Raw genomic sequence first — 26,596 nt, 5'->3', positions numbered from 1 at the left:
GTATGGTAAAAAAGTACGCAATTTATACTGTATTGTTTAGTGTATTGAGTGGAGCATTGCTTCAAGCTCAAACATCTGGTAGTGGGCAAGAGTATAATACGTTTAACTCTCGTAGTTTTATGAAGTTTAATCGTTTCTTAACGGTACCGACTTTTTCTGCTTTACGAGAAAATAAAACTTCATTAACAGCCATAGTTCGTAATGGTAATATAGAATTTGAAGATAATCCAAGAGTGTATATAGGAGCATATTCTGGTAAAATGCGTGAAAATGTAGGAGCGGGTATTGCGGTATATCAACAAGAAGTTGGTGTGTTTAAAGATTTTGGAGCTATTGCCAACTATGCACATAGATTGCGTTTGAATGAAACCATGGATTTAACTTTTGGTTTTAACTTATTATATAGTAGAAGAAGTGCAGATGGATTGAAAGTAAACTCAACTGTTCCAGATCCGCAAGTAGCGAATTTTCAAGATGTCCCAGTAGTAATGTTTCAACCAGCCGTTACAGTTTCTTTTGGAAGATTTGATGTAGGAGTGTTTTTTGAGAATTTATTAGATTTTAATTTGAAAAGCAGTGAGTTAGCAACTGATTTTGGAGAAAAAACAATTTCTGCGCATGCAATGTACTCTCATGAATTCACCTACGCAACAGGTTTGATGGAAGGAGCAGATTTACGTTTTTTAGGAATAGCAAGGAAGCCTGGTGAAGGAGATTTTGGTTATGCTGGAAATGTAATATTTGATTTGCCAAAAGCAGGATGGGTAAAGGTAGGATATGATAAAGATTTTGGAGTTTCAGCTGGAGTTGGTGTGAATATATCGGATCAATTAGCCATTGGATTTAGTTACGAAAAGTCTGATTTTGCATCTACCAATGAAGTAGGTATCATTTATAACTTCGGAAAGAAAACTATTAAAAGAAGAAGAATTCCAACTAGAAGAACTGGAAAGGTGAATGTGTCTTTACCAGAACGTACCAATCCACAACCTAAAAATGAATACAACAATCCGGAACATAATGATTTATCGGATGAAATACAACGTGCTCAGGATTCAATAGATATCTTAAATAAGAAGGTTGATGAGATTTTAAAATTATTAAAGAATCAACCGCAAAATACAACTACAATTATTCAACAACCAGCGGAACAAGCTGCCAATAAAGATACTTCTTTAAAGAGAAGAAGTGATAAGCCTTGGAGAAAGAGTTATGTAGAAAGAGCTGGTGGCGGAGGTACTATGTACTATATTGTGTTAGATCAATTTAGAAACAAAGATAATGCAGATGCTTTAATTAATAAGTTTAAAAGTAGAAATAAAGATTCTGATATTGTTAAATATGTATTTGAACCTAAGAAGAAAATATATTATGTATATGTAGATAGGTTTGCAAAGGAAGAGGATGCCGATGAAATGTTAGAAGATTTTAATGATAGTACACGTCAGTTTGAAAATGAAGATGAAGATGATGTGGTAATTAAAGTTAAGAAAGAGGTAAAAGATCCTGTATATAAAGTGAAAATAACTTTAGGTGGTGAATCAGGGTCTTATAGAGAACAAAAGTCGCAACCACCTGCGAGAGTAAGAACATTATCGAAGTCTGACGGTATAGCGCCTGGGTATTATTTACAAGTATATGTAAATGGTTTAAAGTCGTATGCCGATAGAAACGTAGACGAGTTAAGAAGTGATGGTATAGATGCTGGATATTTCATAAATCCTGCAACAGGTTATTACCATACCTATATATTTAAAACGGATAGTAGAGAAGAAGCTATACGTATGTATAATAATAATTTAGACGGTTCATTTTATGACCGAAAATCTATTATTCATATAAAATAAATTACATTTGTATACAAAACATTAGTTGAAGAATTCAATTCCCCTTGAATATGATGAAAAAATTACTGTTGTTACTATTTGTGTCATTGTCTTTAGGCGTAATGGCACAAAAAACACAAATTACGGAAAGTACAGTTCAAAAGAGTAGCCGACCAGATACACCTTTTTCCAATCGTTTGGGTGCAGGAGGTGTCAATGTAAGAGGTGACATTACCTTTATAGGTAATAATGTAATGAGTAGAAATACTGATACAGAAAGTCCTAACGATCCATATGATGGTTTTTCTCAGAATGGAGGGTTAGACATGAAGTATATAGATGTAGACAGTGATCTTTCTACAGTTTCATCATCATCTTCAACATTAAATTTACCAAACTGTTCTAGAGTTGTATTTGCTGGATTGTACTGGGGAGGAGTTTATACCTTTGAAACATGGGAAAATGCTCAGCCTAGAGCACATGATTTTAATCAAATCAAATTAAAATTACCAGGAGAGACTACCTATAGAGATATTACAGGTACCACAATCTACGATGACGGGGAGAATACATTATTACCTTATGTGTCGTTTAGTGATGTTACCAGTTTGGTGAGCTCCTTAGCAGATCCAACAGGAACCTATACGGCCGCAAATATAAGAGGGACAAGAGGTAGAGATTCTTATCAAGGAGTTGGTGGTTCTGCAGGGTGGACAATGGTAGTGATTTATGAAAATGAATCTTTATCAAGTAAAAATATTTCTGTTTTTGATGGGTTCTCTACTATTAACCCAGGTTCAAATCCTTTTACAGACTTATCATATTCAGGGTTTACCACGATTCCTGTGGGGCCTGTAAGAGCAAAAATTTTAGTAGGTGCTTTAGAAGGTGATAGAGGTATACCAGGAGATAGTTTTCAAATTCAAGATACTGGAGGTACCTATGTAGATCAAACAACTCCAAATATCAATCCATCAACTTTTGGTTGGGTTTGGGATCCCTCTATTGGATGGTGGGTCTGGGATAGAATTTACAACTTCTTTAATGGTTCCATTAGTGAAAATGATGCGTTTTTAACAGGACCAGGACGGAATCCCGATAGTGAAAACACCCTTGGGTTTGATGTAGATTTGTTTGAAATAGAAAATACTGGTAATGCTGTAATAGCGAATAATCAAACGAGTGCCAACGTTAGATTCACAACTGATGGAGATGTGTATTGGGCATTTTTAAATGCCTTGGCAGTAGAGGTAATTGAGCCAAAATTACGATTGGTAAAAACCATAGATGACGGTGCAGGAAATGATTTAGCCGGAACAGCACTTAATTTAGGTGATTATTTATGGTATGAAGTAAGTTTTCAAAATATAGGAACAGACGATGCATTAGATACGGAGTTAATTGATAGATTGCCTAAAAATGTAGATTTAATTGAAGCAGATTTAGATTTATCACAAGCTCCTGGAGTAACTTATACATATACGCCACCATCATTGGCAAATGGATTTAGAGGAGAGTTAAACTTTGATATTCCTGACAATTTAGTAGAAGAAAATGACCCAGTTTATAGAATCAGATTTAGAACTCGGGTTGTAACAGATTGTAGTCAGTTACGTGATGTATGTTCTAATCGAATAGAAAATCAGGCATTTGCTAATTATACAAGAGATGAATCAGCAACAGGAGACCCTGCGTATGATAGAATTATAAATGAACCAAGTTTCGCAGGTATTGATGCCTGTGATTTTGGAGTTGTAGGAACATCTAATTTCTTAGTAGATACAAGTGGGTGTGTTTTTGAAAGAGATCAGGTAATTTGTGGTGGAGATGTTACTTTAACAGCAGGAGCAGGGTTTGACACCTATGTATGGACAGATGCTTCAGGAACAGTTATTGGAAATTCTCAATCAGTAACAGTTACAGCACCAGGAACGTATACAGTAAATACTACAGCACCAGTAGGATGTGTGAGCACAACGGAAGTGGTCAATGTGATTTCTTTTAGTTCTGAACCAAATCCAATTGAACCATTCGCAGATAGGTTGTTAACTACTTGTCCGAGTAATAGTTTTGATTTAGCAGAGATTTATTTATGTGGAGACGGAAGTTCAAGAACCATTAACTTACCATTTGATCCGGCATCGGCAACCACAGTGCGTTGGTTCCAGTTAGATGAAACATCGTGTCCAGATGAAACCGTAACAGGATGTGCCAATGTAAATACGGCATGTACATGGAATGAAATTGGAGCAGGAGAATTATCACAAACATTTACAGATGCAGGTGAATTTAGATTAGACGTTTTATATGATGGTCAATGTCCAAGAAGTTTTTATTTCAATGTATTTAAAGCAACATTAGATCCGAGTATTGTAGTAAATGATATTATTTGTGGTTCACCAGGAGAAATTATTGTAAACAATATTCCTGTTGATTATGAATATAGTTTAAGTGGAGTAGCAGGTACAGCTACAGATGGATATTTTGTAGACTATCAAACAAGTAACACATTTGCAGTAACGCAAGCTGGAGATTATAATTTATCAATCAGATTAGATAATCCTACAGCAGCTTCTTGTGTATATTCATTCCCATTAATAAATGTACGTAGTTTAGATATTGATTTAGATGTGATTTCATCTAATATGGCTTGTGCTAATGCACCAGCATCTATTCAGGTACAAGTAAACAATGTACCAGGAGCATATACCTATACCTTATCTCAAGGAGGAAGCGTTATTGGTACACAAGGACCAATTACTGATAATAATTTTGTGTTCAATGTGACCGATGGAGGAACCTATACGGTTACAGTAAATACACCTGACTGTACTGCAACAGAAACTGTAGTAATTACAGAACCAGATGAGTTAACACTTTCAGCAGTAAAATTAAAAGATATTACTTGTTTAAATGGAACATCAAATGGAATTATTGAATTGACCGGAGGTGGAGGTACTATTGATCCTTCTACAGGATCATCTTATTCTTTTGTTATTTGGTCAAGTCCTGTAATTGGAACACCATATACAGATATAACAGATGTTCCTGCTTCTGAGTTTATTAGTAGTGCAACCAATGTGTTTACATTTGATGTGCCTAATGGAAATGAAGGAACATATCAATTTGCTATTGTTGATGATAACAACTGTTATTTGGTTTCTCAACCTGTGGAAATAGAAGTAGAGGCACCGTTAACATTCAATAATACCATAACACCAGCGTCTTGTAATGGAGCAACAGATGGTGTAATTAATGTAAGTGTTAATGGAAGTTCTTTAGGATATACTGTAGAATATAGTATCGATGGAGGAACCAATTGGAATACTACAGGAGTGTTTAACAGTTTGGCAGCGAATACGTATACAATTGATATAAGAACTTCAAGAAATACTTATCAATGTGATTATTCAATTCCAGATTTAGTAGTTACACAGCCTGATGCTATCAGTGCAACAGCGAGTATTACACAAACCTATACTTGTACTGAAACTGGAGAAATTACCATAGCTAATGTAACCGGAGGAACAGGACCATATGTTTATGAAATAAGTGATGGAACAAATACAAGTGCATCAAATAATCCTGTGAAAGGTGGTTTAACGGCGGGTACTTATACCTTAACTGTTCAAGATGCTAATGGATGTAGATTCACCATTACTCCAGATATTACAATTGATCCACTACCAGGAGCTCCTGCATTGGCAAGTGCGGTAGCGTATAATTGTGATGGTACAGGTAATATTACGATTACACCTACACCAGCTGGAACTTATACTTATAGTTTAGATGGCGGAGCTGCACAAGCTAGTAATGTATTTAATAGCGTAGCCGTAGGTGGACACACAATTACTGTCGATTATGGAAGTAATTGTACAGAAGATATTAACGTAACAGTAGAACCGAACAATGAGTTTTCGGCTTCTGTTACTGGAACAACAAATAGTACTTGTAATAGTTCAGCAGATGGAACCATTACTATAACGGCTACAAATTTTATTGGAGCGAGTTATCAATACTCAATTGATGGAGGAACAACTTGGCATGATGCAGTAGATAACCCATATAGAATTGTTGGATTAGCATCAGGAGTTTACGATGTTAGTGTAAGAGAGAATGATGGGTTGGCTAATTGTAACATCTCTTTAGGTCAAGTAACAATAACAGAACCAACTCCTATGACTGTTACAGCCTCTGTAACAGATGAGGCAACATGTTCTGGAGCTGGAGCAACTATAACAGTAATAGCAAATGGAGGAACACCTCCTTATACATATTCAATTGATGGAGGAACAACTTGGCAAACATCAAATGTATTTACTAATGTAGCACCAAGTGCAACAGATTACACAATTGATGTTCGTGATAGTAGAAACTGTACTTTATGTGGATGTACTACAGATGCATTCCAAAATGGAAGTTTTGAAGATGTACCTTCTGCATTTACCGGTTTTAGATTTATAAATGAAAATGATATTCCGGGATGGGATTCAACATCGGCAGATAGCAGTATTCCTTCGAATAACATCATAGAAGTTTGGAGGTCTGGATTTAATGGAGTTCCTGCATCAGATGGAGATTATTTTGTTGAGTTAAATGCATCTCAAGAAGCTTTATTATATCAAGAATATTGTACAAGACCTGGAGATGTGATTTCTTGGTCCGTAGATCATAGAGGTAGAGCAGGTACGGATGTAGCTTCAGTTAGAATTGGTTCAGATTTAGTTAGTGCTGGGGTAGTAGAAACAATGTCGGATGGAACAAGTGCTTGGGGATCATACTCAGGAACTTATACAGTACCAGCTGGTCAAACTACTACAGTTTTAATATTTGAAGCAGTTTCGGCAGCAGGAAGTATCACTGTAGGGAACTTTATAGATAATGTAAACATAGCAATAGCTTCTACTACTTGTGTACCAGTAAATGTTACTGTAGATGCACCGGAAATAGTAGCATTTGATGTAGTACCAGAAGCATGTTATGATGGTACTAACGGAAGTTTAGCGGTAACAGTTACAACAGGAAACGGAGAATATCAATTTAGTCTTGATGGAGGAACAACCTGGCAAACACCAACACCAACAACATCTAATACATATACTTTTACAGGATTAACAGACGGAAGTTATGATGTAACAGTTCAAGATAGATTTGGATGTACAGCAACTGTGACAGATAATGTAATTAATGCACAATTAACCGCTACTATAGCAACTACCAATGAGACATGTAATACAGGAGAAATAACAATTACAGCAGCAGGAGGTGATGGGAATTATGTTTATGCAGCAGTGACTACAGGAATTGGAGTAACGACTGGGGATTTCGGAGTGTCAAATTCAATTAATGTAGCAGCAGGAGATTATGATGTTTATGTTAGAGACAATAGTGGAAATACAGGATATTGTGAGTTTGTTCAAACAGTAACGATTACAAGAATTACAGACCCAACGATTGCAGCGACAGCCGTTCAACCAAACTGTAATGGAGAAACAGGAACGATTAACGTAACAATTTCAGACGGAACATCACCATATTCAACAACAGTAACAGGAACAGCAGCAACAGGTTATAACAGTACCTCAGGTCCATCAACAGATACAACAGTATCGTTTACAGGATTAGCATCAGATACTTATACAGTCGTTACTACTGATGTAAATGGATGTGCTACATCTACTGCAACCATAGTAATAGCAGCACCAAATGCATTGAGTGCAACGGCGCGTATTACACAAGATTATACTTGTAATCAAGCAGGAGAGATTACTATAGAAAATGTAACAGGAGGAACACCACCATATTTCTATAGTATCAATGACGGAACAACAACAACTGGATCAAACAATCCAGTAAAAGGAGGATTAGTAGATGGTACTTATACTTTAACAGTAGAAGATGCAAATGGATGTACATTTACAATTACACCAGATATTACAATTGATCCATTACCAACAGCACCAGCTTTAGCAAGTGCAGTAGTTTATAATTGTGATGGGACAGGAAATATTACTATTACACCAACACCAGCAGGAGCTTATACTTATAGTTTAGATGGAGGAACGGCACAGGCAGGAAATGTATTTAATAATGTAGCTGTTGGAGGTCATACAATAACTGTAGACTATGGAAGAGACTGTACGGTAGATATTAATGTAACTGTAGAGCCAAATAATGAATTTACAGCAAGTGTAACAGGAAGTACGGATGTAACATGTAATGGAGATAGTGATGGGACGATCACAGTGAGTGCAAGTAACTTCGGAGCATCATTTGAATACTCATTAGACAATGGAGGAACTTGGAGTGCAGCAATAGCAACAAGTCCATTTACAATTACCAATGTAGCAGTAGGAACATATAATGATATTTTAATAAGACCAAGCGTAGGTTTACCAACGTGTACTTTAAACTTGGCAGATATTACTATAGGTCAACCAACAGTTGTAGTAGCAGGAGCAAGTATTACTAAAGAAGTAACTTGTGTACCAGCAACAGGAGCAACAATTACACCTACAGGTTCTGGAGGAAACGGAGCAGCATATACTTTTGAGTTATTTGATAATACAAATACATCAGTATCAACGGTAAGTCCATTTACAAATGTAGCAGCAGGATCATATACAGTAGTAGCAACGGATGTAAGAGGATGTCAATCGGCACCATTTGCAATAACAGTAAACCCTACAGTAACAGTAGCATTTGATGTAGTACCAGAAGCATGTTATGACGGTACCAACGGAAGTTTAGCGGTAACAGTTACAGCAGGGAATGGAGAATATCAATTTAGTCTTGATGGTGGAACAACATGGCAAACGCCAACACCAACAACGTCTAATACATATACTTTTACAGGATTAACAGACGGAAGTTATGATGTAACAGTTCAAGATAGATTTGGATGTTCAACAACTACAACAGGTCATGTAATCAACCCACAATTAACCGCTACTATAGCAACTACCAATGAGACATGTAATACAGGAGAAATAACAATTACAGCAGCAGGAGGTGATGGGAATTATGTTTATGCAGCAGTAACTACAGGAATTGGAGTAACGATTGGAGATTTCGGAGTGTCAAATTCAATTAATGTAGCAGCAGGAGATTATGATGTTTATGTTAGAGACAATAGTGGAAATACAGGATATTGTGAGTTTGTTCAAACAGTAACGATTACAAGAATTACAGACCCAACGATTGCAGCGACAGCCGTTCAACCAAACTGTAATGGAGAAACAGGAACGATTAACGTAACAATTTCAGACGGAACATCACCATATTCAACAACAGTAACAGGAACAGCAGCAACAGGTTATAACAGTACCTCAGGTCCATCAACAGATACAACAGTATCGTTTACAGGATTAGCATCAGATACTTATACAGTCGTTACTACTGATGTAAATGGATGTGCTACATCTACTGCAACCATAGTAATAGCAGCACCAAATGCATTGAGTGCAACGGCGCGTATTACACAAGATTATACTTGTAATCAAGCAGGAGAGATTACTATAGAAAATGTAACAGGAGGAACACCACCATATTTCTATAGTATCAATGACGGAACAACAACAACTGGATCAAACAATCCAGTAAAAGGAGGATTAGTAGATGGTACTTATACTTTAACAGTAGAAGATGCAAATGGATGTACATTTACAATTACACCAGATATTACAATTGATCCATTACCAACAGCACCAGCTTTAGCAAGTGCAGTAGTTTATAATTGTGATGGGACAGGAAATATTACTATTACACCAACACCAGCAGGAGCTTATACTTATAGTTTAGATGGAGGAACGGCACAGGCAGGAAATGTATTTAATAATGTAGCTGTTGGAGGTCATACAATAACTGTAGACTATGGAAGAGACTGTACGGTAGATATTAATGTAACTGTAGAGCCAAATAATGAATTTACAGCAAGTGTAACAGGAAGTACGGATGTAACATGTAATGGAGATAGTGATGGGACGATCACAGTGAGTGCAAGTAACTTCGGAGCATCATTTGAATACTCATTAGACAATGGAGGAACTTGGAGTGCAGCAATAGCAACAAGTCCATTTACAATTACCAATGTAGCAGTAGGAACATATAATGATATTTTAATAAGACCAAGCGTAGGTTTACCAACGTGTACTTTAAACTTGGCAGATATTACTATAGGTCAACCAACAGTTGTAGTAGCAGGAGCAAGTATTACTAAAGAAGTAACTTGTGTACCAGCAACAGGAGCAACAATTACACCTACAGGTTCTGGAGGAAACGGAGCAGCATATACTTTTGAGTTATTTGATAATACAAATACATCAGTATCAACGGTAAGTCCATTTACAAATGTAGCAGCAGGATCATATACAGTAGTAGCAACGGATGTAAGAGGATGTCAATCGGCACCATTTGCAATAACAGTAAACCCTACAGTAACAGTAGCATTTGATGTAGTACCAGAAGCATGTTATGACGGTACCAACGGAAGTTTAGCGGTAACAGTTACAGCAGGGAATGGAGAATATCAATTTAGTCTTGATGGTGGAACAACATGGCAAACGCCAACACCAACAACGTCTAATACATATACTTTTACAGGATTAACAGACGGAAGTTATGATGTAACAGTTCAAGATAGATTTGGATGTTCAACAACTACAACAGGTCATGTAATCAACCCACAATTAACCGCTACTATAGCAACTACCAATGAGACATGTAATACAGGAGAAATAACAATTACAGCAGCAGGAGGTGATGGGAATTATGTTTATGCAGCAGTAACTACAGGAATTGGAGTAACGATTGGAGATTTCGGAGTGTCAAATTCAATTAATGTAGCAGCAGGAGATTATGATGTTTATGTTAGAGACAATAGTGGAAATACAGGATATTGTGAGTTTGTTCAAACAGTAACGATTACAAGAATTACAGACCCAACGATTGCAGCGACAGCCGTTCAACCAAACTGTAATGGAGAAACAGGAACGATTAACGTAACAATTTCAGACGGAACATCACCATATTCAACAACAGTAACAGGAACAGCAGCAACAGGTTATAATAGTACCTCAGGTCCATCGACAGATACAACAGTATCGTTTACAGGATTAGCAGCAGATACTTATACGGTAGTTACTACTGATGTAAATGGATGTGCTACAGCTACAGCAACTATTGTAATTACTGAGCCTGCAGCATTGAGTGCAACGGCGCGTATTACACAAGATTATACTTGTAACCAAACAGGAGAAATTACTATAGAAAATGTAACAGGAGGAACACCACCATATTTCTACAGTATCAATGACGGAACAACAACAACTGGATCAAACAACCCAGTAAAAGGAGGATTAGTAGATGGCACTTATACTTTAACAGTAGAAGATGCAAATGGATGTACATTTACAATTACACCAGATATTACAATTGATCCATTACCAACAGCACCAGCTTTAGCAAGTGCAGTAGTTTATAATTGTGATGGAACAGGAAATATTACTATTACACCAACACCAGCAGGAGCTTATACTTATAGTTTAGATGGAGGAACGGCACAGGCAGGAAATGTATTTAATAATGTAGCTGTTGGAGGTCATACAATAACTGTAGACTATGGAAGAGACTGTACGGTAGATATTAATGTAACTGTAGAGCCAAATAATGAATTTACAGCAAGTGTAACAGGAAGTACGGATGTAACATGTAATGGAGATAGTGATGGGACGATCACAGTGAGTGCAAGTAACTTCGGAGCATCATTTGAATACTCATTAGACAATGGAGGAACTTGGAGTGCAGCAATAGCAACAAGTCCATTTACAATTACCAATGTAGCAGTAGGAACATATAATGATATTTTAATAAGACCAAGCGTAGGTTTACCAACGTGTACTTTAAACTTGGCAGATATTACTATAGGTCAACCAACAGTTGTAGTAGCAGGAGCAAGTATTACCAAAGAAGTAACTTGTGTACCAGCAACAGGAGCAACAATTACACCTACAGGTTCTGGAGGAAATGGAGGGCCATATACTTTTGAGTTATTTGATAATACAAATACATCAGTATCAACAGTAAGTCCATTTACAAATGTAGCAGCAGGATCATATACAGTAGTAGCAACAGATGTAAGAGGATGTCAATCGGCACCATTTGCAATTACTGTAGATCCAGCAGATAGTGTAACTTTTACTCCAACGACAGTATGTTATGATGGTAGTAACGGAACAATTAACGTTACGATTAATACAGGTAATGGAAATTATCAATATAGTTTAGATGGTACAACATGGCAAACACCAACAGCTGTACCAACGTTCAGCATTACAGGGTTGTCAGCAGGTAATTATAATGTAACTATTAGAGACGGAGCAGGATGTAGTGCTACGGAAGCGGTAACAATTAACCCGCAATTATTAGCAAGTGCAGATCCTACTAATGCGAGTTGTTCTGCAGGACAAATTTTAGTGAATCCAACAGGAGGATCTGGAGCAGGATATGAGTTTTCTGTAGTGCCAGATGGTAACGCTGCGGGAACTTTTGATACTACAAATCCAATTATAGGTTTAGCAGCTAATACATACGATGTTTATGTTAGAGATGATGCAGGATGTGAGTATATTATTCAGGATGTTGTGATAGCAACAGTTCCAGATGTAGCAATTTCACTTTCTGTAAATGAACCAACTTGTAATGGAGACGCAGGAAGCATCGATGGAACAATTACTGCAGGAACTGGAGAAGGACCTCATACTATTGTTATTAGAGATAGTTCAAGTACTGTGGTAGAAACGATAAGTAGTTTTACAGGAACAAATTTCAGTTTTAATAATTTACCAGTAGATAGTTATACAGTTACAATAACAGATGCTTTAGGATGTTCAGATGTAGAAAACGTAACCTTAACAAATCCACCAGCTATAACAGCTACATTCACTCCAATATTGCCAACGTGTGGAACTCCATTTGTAGGAAACGAGTCATTATTTGGTTTTGAATTTACAGGATATCCAAGTTTCGCTCCTTACACAATTGAATTTAGTGCTGATAATGGAGCTACTTGGCAAACTTCTCCTACATTTACAGGAATTAATCAAGGAATCACAGTTTTCCCTGTTATAAGAATTTTAGACACGGATGGTGTAACAGTAAGATGTTTAAGAACATTTGATCCATATGAAATACCTTTTGATGTTTCTGGTTTGATTGTTGATCCAGTTGCAAATCCAGGTTCTTGTGTTGGTGGATTTAGTGTAACGGTAGAAGCAATTAACGGTATAGCTCCTTTTGAATTTGCAATTGATGATCCTAATGGTACTTGGTTCCCAGCGGATGCTATTGGACCTGGAGCTTTAGATCCAACAAGAACTAGAACATTTACAGGGTTAACACCAGGACAGAATTATACCTTCTATGTAAGAGATGGTAATGGTTGTATCGAGCAAAATAATGAAGATTTATACGCTGACTTTAGTCCTACAGTACCAATTACTGCCACATTAAATAATAATCAATGTAATGGAGCTAGTAATGGACAAATAACTTATTCTATTGATAATACTAGTGGAGATTTAAATAATAACTTTACTTGGACATTATTTGAAAGAGACCCAGTAACAGGTATTGGTGCTGTAGTAGGTCCAGCATATACTAATATAGCGCAAACAGGTTTTGCTGATATCGTAGTTACAGGATTATCTTCGGGTACATATTATATTGTATTGTCAAATACAACAGGAGGACCTCCTGTATGTCAATTTGGTAGTTTAGATTCCGTAATTCTTGAAGGTACAGCAATATCTGGAATAATGACTAAGGTTGACGATATAACCTGTAGTTTAGATGGAACCATTAGAGTTGATAATGTTGTTGGAGGTTTCCCTGGATATACTTATACGGTTACATCGGCGACTAACACAACAGGTCTTACATTCCCAATTACTTTAACTGGAAATACATTTGATGTTGCATATGCTAATGTCTCTAATACTACATTACCAGTTAATGTAACTGTTCAAGTAACGGATACAAATGGTTGTACCGGAACACTTGGTCCAATTGCATTAAACGTTAGTCAATCACCAACAATTGACTCTGTAGTAGCAGATAGCTGTGGAACTAATAATACAATAACAATCAATGCTTCAGGAGGAGTTGGACCATATCAGTTCTCAACAGATAATGGAACGTCATTTAGTACTCCAACAACCAGTCCGTTTGTTGCGAATGGTTTAGCGCCAGGTAGTTATGATATCATTATAAGAGATACAAATGGTTGTACAGATTCTCAGGCGGCTGTCATAATCTATGACGATGTAGACTTCAATTTACAAGTAACTACCAATGCAATTTGTACAGCAAATGGGGAGGTTACTTTAAATGTAACTTCAGGATCACACTTAACAGGTGGTGTAACTGCAGATTATAGTTATAGTGTAAATGGAGCACCTACAGTTGCATTAGGAGCAGGAAACACTTCAGTAGGGATTTCTTTAGCACCAGGAACTTATAATATTTCTGTAACAGATAACAATACATCTTGTTCAGCAGGAACGAAATCTATTACAGTACAAGACCCAATAGACCCTAACTTTACTGCTGTTGCAAGTATAAATGATATTTGTGATGGAGCAACAAATGGTCAAATTACGGTAACAACAATTGATAATGGAATAACACCTTTAGATTATATAATAACTCCAGATCCAAATGGAGTAGGAACGATCAATTCTAATGGAGCTTTTACATTTGATAATTTACCTGCAGGAGCTTATACAATTAGAGGTACGTCTCCAACGAATAACTGTTTTACAGAAGTTAATGTAACTATTGATGATTTAGCACCGATAGTATTAACAACACCAAATGTAACTCAGTTTGGATGTACCACAGGAAATACTCCTGGAAATGCTACAGTAACGTTACCAGCAGGTATTACTGGTGGAACAGGAAATTATACAAGAGTAGTATTTAATTATACTCCAGCATCAGGAGCTGCAGAATTACAAGATAGTAATAGCTTTAGCTTTACAACTTCCAATATTTCTGGAGGTACGGTGGCTATTACAGTATATGATGATCAAGGATGTTCTGTAACAACTAATGCAACAATCAATGCTTTAGATGTTTTATCTAATGCTACAGTAACAGTTGATAATACAATTACTTGTAATACGAATGAAGATATAACGGTTGGTTTCTCATCTATTTCAGGAACGAATGCAGATATTACAATTGAAGGAATTAATGGTCATACTTATGGACCAGTTACCCAAAATGCAACTTCAGGTGATTTTGATGACTTACCTACAGGAGAGTATCAAATAACAATTACACACCCAATTACAAGTTGTGAGTTAGTAACGTACCATACGGTATTAGCGGCACCAACATTTGATTTAGTTATCTCTAATATACAAGATGAAACTTGTAGATCTGCAGATGATGGTAGTGTTGAGTTAAGCTTTAGCCCAACTACACCATATACAAATCAATACGACTATGTAGTTTATGATGCGGGTACAAATACGCCAGTGGTACCAGCAATTGATGGAAGTGGTGTTGTGAACAGTACAACAATTGCAAACATTCCAGCAGGTACTTATTATGTTGTGGCTACATTAACAGCAACGGCAGTTACAGGGCCACCAGCAGTAGCTGCTTGTACATCACAATCGGCTAACTTTACGATTGAACAACCAGCAGTTGAATTACAAATTTCAGCTAGTTTAACAGCACCAGTAAGTTGTAATGGATCTTCAGATGCAACGATTACAGCTACAGCAGAGCATGGATGGGGTAGTTATGAATACCAATTAGAAGATTTAATAGGTACTGTATTAGTAGCATATAGTAATAATAATGTATTTACAGGTTTAGCAGCTGGAGATTATCGTGTACGTGTAATTGATGGTAACGGGTGTCCTCGTTCTACAACGATTAATGTACCAGATCCAGTAATTGTATCATTTACAACCGTAGAGAATGACAATAGTTGTGATACTAGTACAGGAGGAAGTATAGCAGTAACAGCAGCAGGAGGAACAGGTACTTATACTTATACATTATCAAATGGAGGCGGAGTTGTATCGAGTCAAATCTTGACAGCAACTACGTATACGTTTACAAATTTAGCTGCGGATACTTATACCGTAACTGTTGCAGATTCAAATGGATGTAGTCCAGGAGCATCAGCACCAATTACGATTGATCCAGCGTTAGACTTCTCATTAGTTCAGACTAAAGATTTAACATGTTCAGCACCAACGGCAGCCGATGTAAGTTTAGAGCTTACCAATTGGCCAGGGTCAGGAACATATACTTATACAGTTGTAGGAGCAGTAAGTGGAGTATTAGTACCAGCAGGAACAGCCATAGGTACTAATCCAATAACATTTAATCCAACTGTAGCTGATACGTATACAGTAACAGTAAGTGACGCAGGAGCAACACCAAATTGTGATGTTGTAAAACAAATAGTAATTCAACCAGCTACTCAACCAGTATTTGCAGTATCTGCTACTGTTGATAATATTTGTAATGGAAGTGCGACAGGAGAAGTTACTGTAACAGAGACAGATAATGGAATATCACCATTAACTTATCAAATAGATAATGTAGCAGGAACGTTTACAGCAGCACCAACAGGGTTAGTATTTACAAACTTACCAGCAGATGATTATATCATAACAGGAACAGGAACTAATGGATGTACAAGTACACAGAACATTACTATTAGTGAGAATGGACCAGTAGATATTTCAGGAGCGATAACTGTAACTCAGTTTGGTTGTACTACAGGAAATACGACAAATAATGCAACAGTTTCTTTAGACAATACAGCGATAGTTGGAGGAACAGGAAACTATACACGAGTAGTATTTGTATTTACACCAAATGGAGGAGGAGCAGTAGTTACTCAAGATAGTTCAGTATTTGATTTTACTGTAACAGAAGAATTAGGCGGTTCAGTAGAGATTACAGTTTACGATGATCGCGGATGTACAGATGTAGAAACTGTAACGATTAATGCTTTTGAAGGAATAGATGATTTAGTATTCGTACAAACAAAAGCAATTGATTGTGCAACAGGAGAAGATATTACAGTAAAAACTACGCCAGATATAGCTAACATCACTTATACAATTGTGAGTGCACCAGCAGGATTTACGATTCCAGCACCTCAAACAGTTGCTTTAGGAACAGATTCGGCTACTTTTACAGGTTTAGCTACCGGAACATATTCAATATCAGCAACACACCCAGTAACAGGTTGTGTTTATACAGAAGACTATGTAGTAGGTTCAGCGCCAACGTTTACTTTAGTAACAGATAACTTACAGAGTACATGTTTTGGAGCTTCAGGCGGAAGTGTAGATGTAAGTTTTGATGCAAGTACACCATATGGAGATGTTTATACGTATGAGGTATTTGAGGTTGGAAATCCAGTAGCAGTTTTAACAGGAGGTCCAGTAAATGGAGGAGTAACAACTACGATTGGAGGTTTATCAGCCGGAGATTACTATGTAGTAGCTACAATGCCAAACACACCATTCTGTAACGTTCAATCATCGAACTTTACGATAAATGAACCAGCAGCAGCTATCTCAGTAACAGGAGTAGTTGATCCACCAGTAAGTTGTAATGGATCTTCAGATGCAACAATTACAGCAACTGGAGCAGGTGGATGGAGTAGTTATGAGTACCAGTTAGAAGATTTAGTAGGTACTGTATTAGTTGCTTATAGTAATAATAATGTATTTACAGGCTTATCTGCAGGAGATTATAGAATAAGAATTCAAGATCCAGTAGGATGTACAAACTTCGTAGATGTTAATGTACCAGATCCAGTAATTGTATCATTTACAACCGTAGAGAATGACAATAGTTGTGATACTAGTACAGGAGGAAGTATAGCAGTAACAGCAGCAGGAGGAACAGGTACTTATACTTATACATTATCAAATGGAGGCGGAGTTGTATCGAGTCAAATCTTGACAGCAACTACGTATACGTTTACAAATTTAGCTGCGGATACTTATACCGTAACTGTTGCAGATTCAAATGGATGTAGTCCAGGAGCATCAGCACCAATTACGATTGATCCAGCGTTAGACTTCTCATTAGTTCAGACTAAAGATTTAACATGTTCAGCACCAACGGCAGCCGATGTAAGTTTAGAGCTTACCAATTGGCCAGGGTCAGGAACATATACTTATACAGTTGTAGGAGCAGTAAGTGGAGTATTAGTACCAGCAGGAACAGCCATAGGTACTAATCCAATAACATTTAATCCAACTGTAGCTGATACGTATACAGTAACAGTAAGTGACGCAGGAGCAACACCAAATTGTGATGTTGTAAAACAAATAGTAATTCAACCAGCTACTCAACCAGTATTTGCAGTATCTGCTACTGTTGATAATATTTGTAATGGAAGTGCGACAGGAGAAGTTACTGTAACAGAGACAGATAATGGAATATCACCATTAACTTATCAAATAGATAATGTAGCAGGAACGTTTACAGCAGCACCAACAGGGTTAGTATTTACAAACTTACCAGCAGATGATTATATCATAACAGGAACAGGAACTAATGGATGTACAAGTACACAGAACATTACTATTAGTGAGAATGGACCAGTAGATATTTCAGGAGCGATAACTGTAACTCAGTTTGGTTGTACTACAGGAAATACGACAAATAATGCAACAGTTTCTTTAGACAATACAGCGATAGTTGGAGGAACAGGAAACTATACACGAGTAGTATTTGTATTTACACCAAATGGAGGAGGAGCAGTAGTTACTCAAGATAGTTCAGTATTTGATTTTACTGTAACAGAAGAATTAGGCGGTTCAGTAGAGATTACAGTTTACGATGATCGCGGATGTACAGATGTAGAAACTGTAACGATTAATGCTTTTGAAGGAATAGATGATTTAGTATTCGTACAAACAAAAGCAATTGATTGTGCAACAGGAGAAGATATTACAGTAAAAACTACGCCAGATATAGCTAACATCACTTATACAATTGTGAGTGCACCAGCAGGATTTACGATTCCAGCACCTCAAACAGTTGCTTTAGGAACAGATTCGGCTACTTTTACAGGTTTAGCTACCGGAACATATTCAATATCAGCAACACACCCAGTAACAGGTTGTGTTTATACAGAAGACTATGTAGTAGGTTCAGCGCCAACGTTTACTTTAGTAACAGATAACTTACAGAGTACATGTTTTGGAGCTTCAGGCGGAAGTGTAGATGTAAGTTTTGATGCAAGTACACCATATGGAGATGTTTATACGTATGAGGTATTTGAGGTTGGAAATCCAGTAGCAGTTTTAACAGGAGGTCCAGTAAATGGAGGAGTAACAACTACGATTGGAGGTTTATCAGCCGGAGATTACTATGTAGTAGCTACAATGCCAAACACACCATTCTGTAACGTTCAATCATCGAACTTTACGATAAATGAACCAGCAGCAGCTATCTCAGTAACAGGAGTAGTTGATCCACCAGTAAGTTGTAATGGATCTTCAGATGCAACAATTACAGCAACTGGAGCAGGTGGATGGAGTAGTTATGAGTACCAGTTAGAAGATTTAGTAGGTACTGTATTAGTTGCTTATAGTAATAATAATGTATTTACAGGCTTATCTGCAGGAGATTATAGAATAAGAATTCAAGATCCAGTAGGATGTACAAACTTCGTAGATGTTAATGTACCAGATCCAGTAATTGTATCATTTACAACCGTAGAGAATGACAATAGTTGTGATACTAGTACAGGAGGAAGTATAGCAGTAACAGCAGCAGGAGGAACAGGTACTTATACTTATACATTATCAAATGGAGGCGGAGTTGTATCGAGTCAAATCTTGACAGCAACTACGTATACGTTTACAAATTTAGCTGCGGATACTTATACCGTAACTGTTGCAGATTCAAATGGATGTAGTCCAGGAGCATCAGCACCAATTACGATTGATCCAGCGTTAGACTTCTCATTAGTTCAGACTAAAGATTTAACATGTTCAGCACCAACGGCAGCCGATGTAAGTTTAGAGCTTACCAATTGGCCAGGGTCAGGAACATATACTTATACAGTTGTAGGAGCAGTAAGTGGAGTATTAGTACCAGCAGGAACAGCCATAGGTACTAATCCAATAACATTTAATCCAACTGTAGCTGATACGTATACAGTAACAGTAAGTGACGCAGGAGCAACACCAAATTGTGATGTTGTAAAACAAATAGTAATTCAACCAGCTACTCAACCAGTATTTGCAGTATCTGCTACTGTTGATAATATTTGTAATGGAAGTGCGACAGGAGAAGTTACTGTAACAGAGACAGATAATGGAATATCACCATTAACTTATCAAATAGATAATGTAGCAGGAACGTTTACAGCAGCACCAACAGGGTTAGTATTTACAAACTTACCAGCAGATGATTATATCATAACAGGAACAGGAACTAATGGATGTACAAGTACACAGAACATTACTATTAGTGAGAATGGACCAGTAGATATTTCAGGAGCGATAACTGTAACTCAGTTTGGTTGTACTACAGGAAATACGACAAATAATGCAACAGTTTCTTTAGACAATACAGCGATAGTTGGAGGAACAGGAAACTATACACGAGTAGTATTTGTATTTACACCAAATGGAGGAGGAGCAGTAGTTACTCAAGATAGTTCAGTATTTGATTTTACTGTAACAGAAGAATTAGGCGGTTCAGTAGAGATTACAGTTTACGATGATCGCGGATGTACAGATGTAGAAACTGTAACGATTAATGCTTTTGAAGGAATAGATGATTTAGTATTCGTACAAACAAAAGCAATTGATTGTGCAACAGGAGAAGATATTACAGTAAAAACTACGCCAGATATAGCTAACATCACTTATACAATTGTGAGTGCACCAGCAGGATTTACGATTCCAGCACCTCAAACAGTTGCTTTAGGAACAGATTCGGCTACTTTTACAGGTTTAGCTACCGGAACATATTCAATATCAGCAACACACCCAGTAACAGGTTGTGTTTATACAGAAGACTATGTAGTAGGTTCAGCGCCAACGTTTACTTTAGTAACAGATAACTTACAGAGTACATGTTTTGGAGCTTCAGGCGGAAGTGTAGATGTAAGTTTTGATGCTAGTACACCATATGGAGATGTTTATACGTATGAGGTATTTGAGGTTGGAAATCCAGTAGCAGTTTTAACAGGAGGTCCAGTAAATGGAGGAGTAACAACTACGATTGGAGGTTTATCAGCCGGAGATTACTATGTAGTAGCTACAATGCCAAACACACCATTCTGTAACGTTCAATCATCGAACTTTACTATTGTACAACCAACAGCTGATTTAACATTAAATAATCAATTAACTTATGTAAGCTGTAATCCAACAGATTCAGGAGAAGTAGTATTATCTGCAGCTGGAGGTTGGGGAGCTTATCAATATGAGTTGGTAAACAATACAACTGGAACAACAATTCAAAGCTATAATGCTAATGCGACGATAACAGGATTAACAGCAGGTGATTATACTGCTACTGTTAGAGATGCAGAAGGTTGTACAGAGACAATAAACTTTACATTAGATGCACCTTTAGCTATTACTGGAGCCTTTACAATTACACCAAATGTATGTAATGGAGAGGTTACTGCAACAATAGAGGCGATTAATGTAGTAGGAGGACAAGTGCAAGGAGGAACACCAAACTATACATATAGTTTAGTATATCCTGATGGAACTAGAACTGCATCTCAAACTTCACCAATTTTTACAAACTTACCAGAAGGTAATGGGTATCAAATTGTGGTTGAAGATGGATTTAGTTGTCAAGGAATAATTCAGCCTATAGATATTGTAGATCCTACAAAAGTGAATGTTACAGCACAAATAACTGCAGACATTACATGTAATCGTCCACAAGCAGTTGTAGAAGTAACTGGAGCTGGAGGAACAGGAACTTATATGTATAGTACGGATGGAGTTAACTTTGTAGCTTCGAACATATTCAATGTAGATGCAGGTGTGCACCAATTCTATGTAAGAGATAATGCATTGTGTATTTCTGATCCATTTACTATTACCGTAGATGCTTATGAAGCGTTAGTGCCGACATTAAGTGTTATTGAAGGTTTTGTAACATGTAATGGAGATGCAAATGGAGTACTTTCAGCAGATGCAGTAGGAGGATTTGGTAATTATGAATTCTTATTAATTGATGGTACCGGTACCCCAGTAACAGGTGTATGGCAAACATCAAATATGTTTGTTGACTTACCTGTAGGATCTTATGGAGTAAGAGTAAGAAGTACGAATCCAGCTGGAGAGATTTGTGAGGCAGATACTGGACTACACGAAATTAGAGAGCCAGATGCATTAGTATTAGCAGAAACTCATACAGATGTTTCTTGTTTTGGAGGAGACGACGGTACAATTACAGTAACTCCAACAGGAGGAAATGTTTCAGGAGGATATGAGTACAATATTAGTACTGAACCAGTTGATAAATTTGTAAGAACGAACGTATTTGAACATTTAGCGGCAGGAGTTTATACAATTACGGTAAAAGACACTAAAGGATGTGTTGAAGTAATTCAAGTAGAAATAGAAGAGCCAGAAGAATTAACTGTTCAAATAGTAAGTACAGTTGAGCAAACATGTGTTAGTGATCCAGGAGCTTCGATTACAATTGATGTTCAAGGAGGTACACAACCATATTTTGTAAGTATCAATAATGTAGAATTAGCTACTCCATATAATGTAAATACAATTACGTTAGGTGCAGCAGAAGGTATTCAAGCTGGTAACCCTTACTTTATTAGTGTAAGAGATAGTGGAGGTGGATGCCCATCTGCGTCAGTTACACATACCTTTGATACACCAATTGATTTAGATTTAGCTATTGATTTTGAATATTCATGTCCATCAGGAAATATTCTATTAGCTTCAGTAGATACAGCTTATGAAAATGATGTTGAGTACATTTTATATAATGGAGCTGGGGTTGAAGTTGATAGAAATAGAAATGGTGAATTTATAGATGTACCTGGAGGAACGGGATATACAGTAACAGTTAATCATTTAACAAATGGATGTTCTGATAATTCAAATGCAACTCCATTAGATATTATAGATTATCAACCAATACAGTTTACTGTAGACCATTCAGTGAAGAATCACTTAATAATCCGAGCAACTGGAGGTAATGGAGATTACTTATTTAGTTACGATGGAAGCGATTTTGAAACAAGTAATGTGTCTGAATATCCAGATTTAGGGCTTATTGGAGATGATATTTATGTAATTCAAATTTTACAAACTAAAGAGTATAATATTGTAGTAAGAGATACTAGAAATATTACAGGCTGTCCTACAGCACAAACGGTAGAAGGAGTTTATGTTACGATTAACGTACCTAACTTATTCTCACCTGATGGAGATGGAGACGCTGATTATTGGTATCCTGAAGAAGTAGAAGATTATCATGAAATAGAAGTATTTATTTATGATAGATATGCTCGACAAATAACTACATTCAAAGGAGTTCAACAAGGATGGGATGGTAATTATGAAGGTAAGCCTTTACCATCAGGAGATTACTGGTATACAATTTATTACAAAGAGTTATCAGGTCAGAGAAGAAAAATAATGGGACACTTTACGCTTTATAGATAGAAAGAAATAGAATGAAAAAAAGAATAATAGCAATACTAAGTATCATTTTGTGCAGCGTTAATTTAAATGCACAAGACATGAATTTACCACAATATGTGAGTCATTTAGCAGATAATCCGTTTTTGATATCTCCAACATATGCAGGTATTGGTTCTGGACTTAAGATTAGGTTAAATGGGGTAAGCCAATGGATAGGAGTAAAAGATGCCCCAGATACGCAGTCTTTAACTGTTGAAGCTAGATTAGCAGATACTTTTGGAGGAGGGATAACAATTTTTAATGATAAAAATGGATTTACCTCACAATTAGGAGCAAAAGTTTCATTTGCAAGTCACTTAACATTAAGTGACTTACATGATAGCTTTTTATCGTTTGCATTGAGTTATAATTTTTTACAATTTCGCCAAGACACTTCACAAGATAATACAGGAAGTGGAAAACCTACGAGAAACGTACACCAATCAAATTTTGATGTGGGGATGTTGTATCGTTATGAGCGTTTTGCTATCAGTGTGAATGCATCTAACATTCTTAATAAAAAGATAGAAGAAACCTTTGGTCCAAATGAACCAGATGTATTAAGAAGGTATAGTGTTTTTACTTCATATACTTTTGCAAGAATGGGTAGAAAAATTGAAATAGAACCATCGATGCTTGTTGAATATAGAGAATTTGATAAGCGTTCAAGAACAGACATGAATGTTAAGGTACGAAAAGGAATTAGCGATGGTTATGTTTGGGCAGGTGTAAGTTATACTTTCTTAAATGATCAATTCTTTCAACCAAACGCTATAGCGCCATTATTTGGATTAAAAAAGGGAAGCCTTTATATGTCTTATGGTTTTAGTATTAATGTAAACAAAACACAAGACTTTAATTATGGTACACATATGATAACTTTAGGTTTTGATTATGAAAGAAGACCTAGTTTAGCACGTTGTACACAAAAAATGATTATTTTTTAGAAATAATAAACAATAAATCGAGAAAAATCCTCAAGTAAAACTTGAGGATTTTCTTTTCTTTGTAGTAATGGAAAAATCAAACGAAACGTCAACAAACCTTAATAAATATATCAGTAGTACGGGGATTTGCTCTCGTAGGGAAGCAGAAAGATTTATTAAAGAAGGAAGAGTAACAATTAATGGAAAGCCTACACAATTAGGAAACCGTGTGTTTGAAGGAGATGTTGTGAAGATAGATGGTAGACCTTTAAAATCTAAACCTAGAACAATTTATATTGCTCTTAATAAGCCTGTAGGTATTGTATGTACTACAGATAGTAAAGAGAAAAAGAATATAGTTAGATTTATTGGACATCCACAAAGATTATTTCCTATTGGTAGATTAGATAAACCATCAGAAGGGTTAATTTTTCTTACAAATGATGGAGATATTGTAAACAAAATTTTACGTGCAGGAAACAATCATGAAAAAGAATATATAGTAACTGTAAACAAAAGTTTTGATGATCGTTTTTTACAGAGAATGAGTAATGGAATTCCTATTTTAGGAACGGTTACAAAAAAGTGTAAAACGGAAAGAATTAATGAGAAAACATTCAAAATAACACTAGTACAAGGCTTAAATAGGCAAATTAGAAGAATGTGTGAATATTTGGGATATGAAGTCAAGAAATTGAAAAGAACCCGCATTATGAATGTTAATTTAGGAAATTTAAAGGTGGGAGAATGGCGCGAATTAACATCTCATGAAATGGAAGTAATCAATAAACTAGTAGCTACTTCTTCTAAAACAGAGGAAGCTTCCAAGACAGAATCAAAGCCTAAAAAGAACGTGAAGACGAATCATAAATCTAATTTTCAATCCAAATTTGGAAGAAAAAGGAAAAAGTAGATTTAAGAAGCTTTTAAGTTATACAATTTAACCAAATACGTATCTTTGCCAACTATGCAATTTGAATTAAAAACTACTGACCCTAAAAGTAAAGCCCGTGCAGGTGTTGTAACCACTGATCACGGAACTATCGAAACTCCTATTTTCATGCCTGTAGGTACAGTTGCTACTGTAAAAGGAGTACATCAATCTGAGTTAAAAGACGAAATTAATCCTGATATAATATTAGGGAATACCTATCATTTATATTTACGTCCAAAAACGGATATTTTAGAACAAGCAGGAGGATTGCATAAATTTATGAATTGGGACCGAAGTATTTTAACTGATAGTGGTGGTTACCAAGTTTATTCGTTATCAGGACGAAGAAAAATTAACGAAGAGGGTGTGAAGTTTAAGAGTCATATAGATGGTTCTACACACTTTTTTACTCCAGAAAATGTAATGGAAATTCAGCGTTCAATTGGAGCTGATATTATCATGGCTTTTGATGAGTGTACTCCATATCCGTGTGATTATGGTTACGCAAAACAATCGATGCATATGACACATCGTTGGTTAAAACGATGTATAAACCATTTAGATAAAGTACCACCTAAATATGGATATAATCAAACACTTTTCCCTATAGTTCAAGGAAGTACTTATACCGATTTACGAAAGCAATCAGCCGAGTTTATAGCATCAGTTGAAGCAGAAGGGAATGCCATAGGAGGGCTTTCAGTAGGAGAACCAGCAGAGGAAATGTATGCAATGACAGATGTGGTATGTAGTATTTTACCAGAAGATAAACCAAGATATTTAATGGGAGTTGGTACTCCAATTAATATTTTAGAGAATATCGCTTTGGGAGTTGATATGTTTGATTGCGTAATGCCAACAAGAAACGCTCGTAACGGAATGTTGTTTACAGCTCATGGTACAATAAATATAAAAAACAAAAAATGGGAGAATGACTTTTCTCCAATAGATGAAATGGGTATTACCTATGTAGATACAATGTATTCTAAAGCGTATTTACGTCACTTATTTTCTGCAAGAGAAATGTTAGGTAAACAAATAGCATCTATTCATAATTTAGGATTCTATTTATGGTTGGTTCGTGAAGCACGTAAGCATATTTTAGCTGGTGATTTTACCGAATGGAAAGATAGAATGGTAAAACAAATGAATAAACGTTTATAAAACTGTATT

General features: G+C 36.3%; 5 protein-coding genes. All 5 read left to right on the top strand.

From position 1 onward, the window contains the following. The first annotated feature begins 2 nt into the window (after nucleotides 1-2). The 5 genes from ABNT22_RS12660 to tgt all read left to right on the top strand — a co-directional run bounded on the left by ABNT22_RS12660 (nucleotide 3) and on the right by tgt (nucleotide 26,587). On the top strand, nucleotides 3-1,847 hold the full coding sequence (locus tag ABNT22_RS12660; RefSeq protein ID WP_348713710.1) for a PorP/SprF family type IX secretion system membrane protein: 1,845 nt from the start codon (nucleotides 3-5) through the stop codon (nucleotides 1,845-1,847). Nucleotides 1,848-1,897: 50 nt separating this feature from the next. Further along, the gene (locus ABNT22_RS12655) at nucleotides 1,898-23,545 is read left to right on the top strand and encodes a T9SS type B sorting domain-containing protein (RefSeq protein ID WP_348727106.1); all 21,648 of its coding nucleotides are present in this window, start codon (nucleotides 1,898-1,900) and stop codon (nucleotides 23,543-23,545) included. Between the two features lie 11 nt (nucleotides 23,546-23,556). After that, the gene (locus ABNT22_RS12650) at nucleotides 23,557-24,510 is read left to right on the top strand and encodes a type IX secretion system membrane protein PorP/SprF (protein ID WP_348718316.1); all 954 of its coding nucleotides are present in this window, start codon (nucleotides 23,557-23,559) and stop codon (nucleotides 24,508-24,510) included. A gap of 67 nt (nucleotides 24,511-24,577) precedes the next feature. Then, entirely contained in the window at nucleotides 24,578-25,402 is an 825-nt protein-coding gene (rluF, locus tag ABNT22_RS12645) for a 23S rRNA pseudouridine(2604) synthase RluF (RefSeq protein WP_348718317.1), read from the top strand. Between the two features lie 54 nt (nucleotides 25,403-25,456). Then, complete coding sequence (tgt, locus tag ABNT22_RS12640) at nucleotides 25,457-26,587, top strand: tRNA guanosine(34) transglycosylase Tgt (protein WP_348718319.1); 1,131 nt, start codon at nucleotides 25,457-25,459, stop codon at nucleotides 26,585-26,587. The last annotated feature ends 9 nt before the right edge of the window (nucleotides 26,588-26,596 follow it).

The sequence above is a fragment of the Tenacibaculum sp. 190130A14a genome (genome assembly GCF_964048965.1).
In the GTDB taxonomy this organism is placed as follows: Bacteria; Bacteroidota; Bacteroidia; order Flavobacteriales; family Flavobacteriaceae; genus Polaribacter; species Polaribacter polynesiense.
This window is presented reverse-complemented; position numbering and strand designations above follow the sequence as displayed.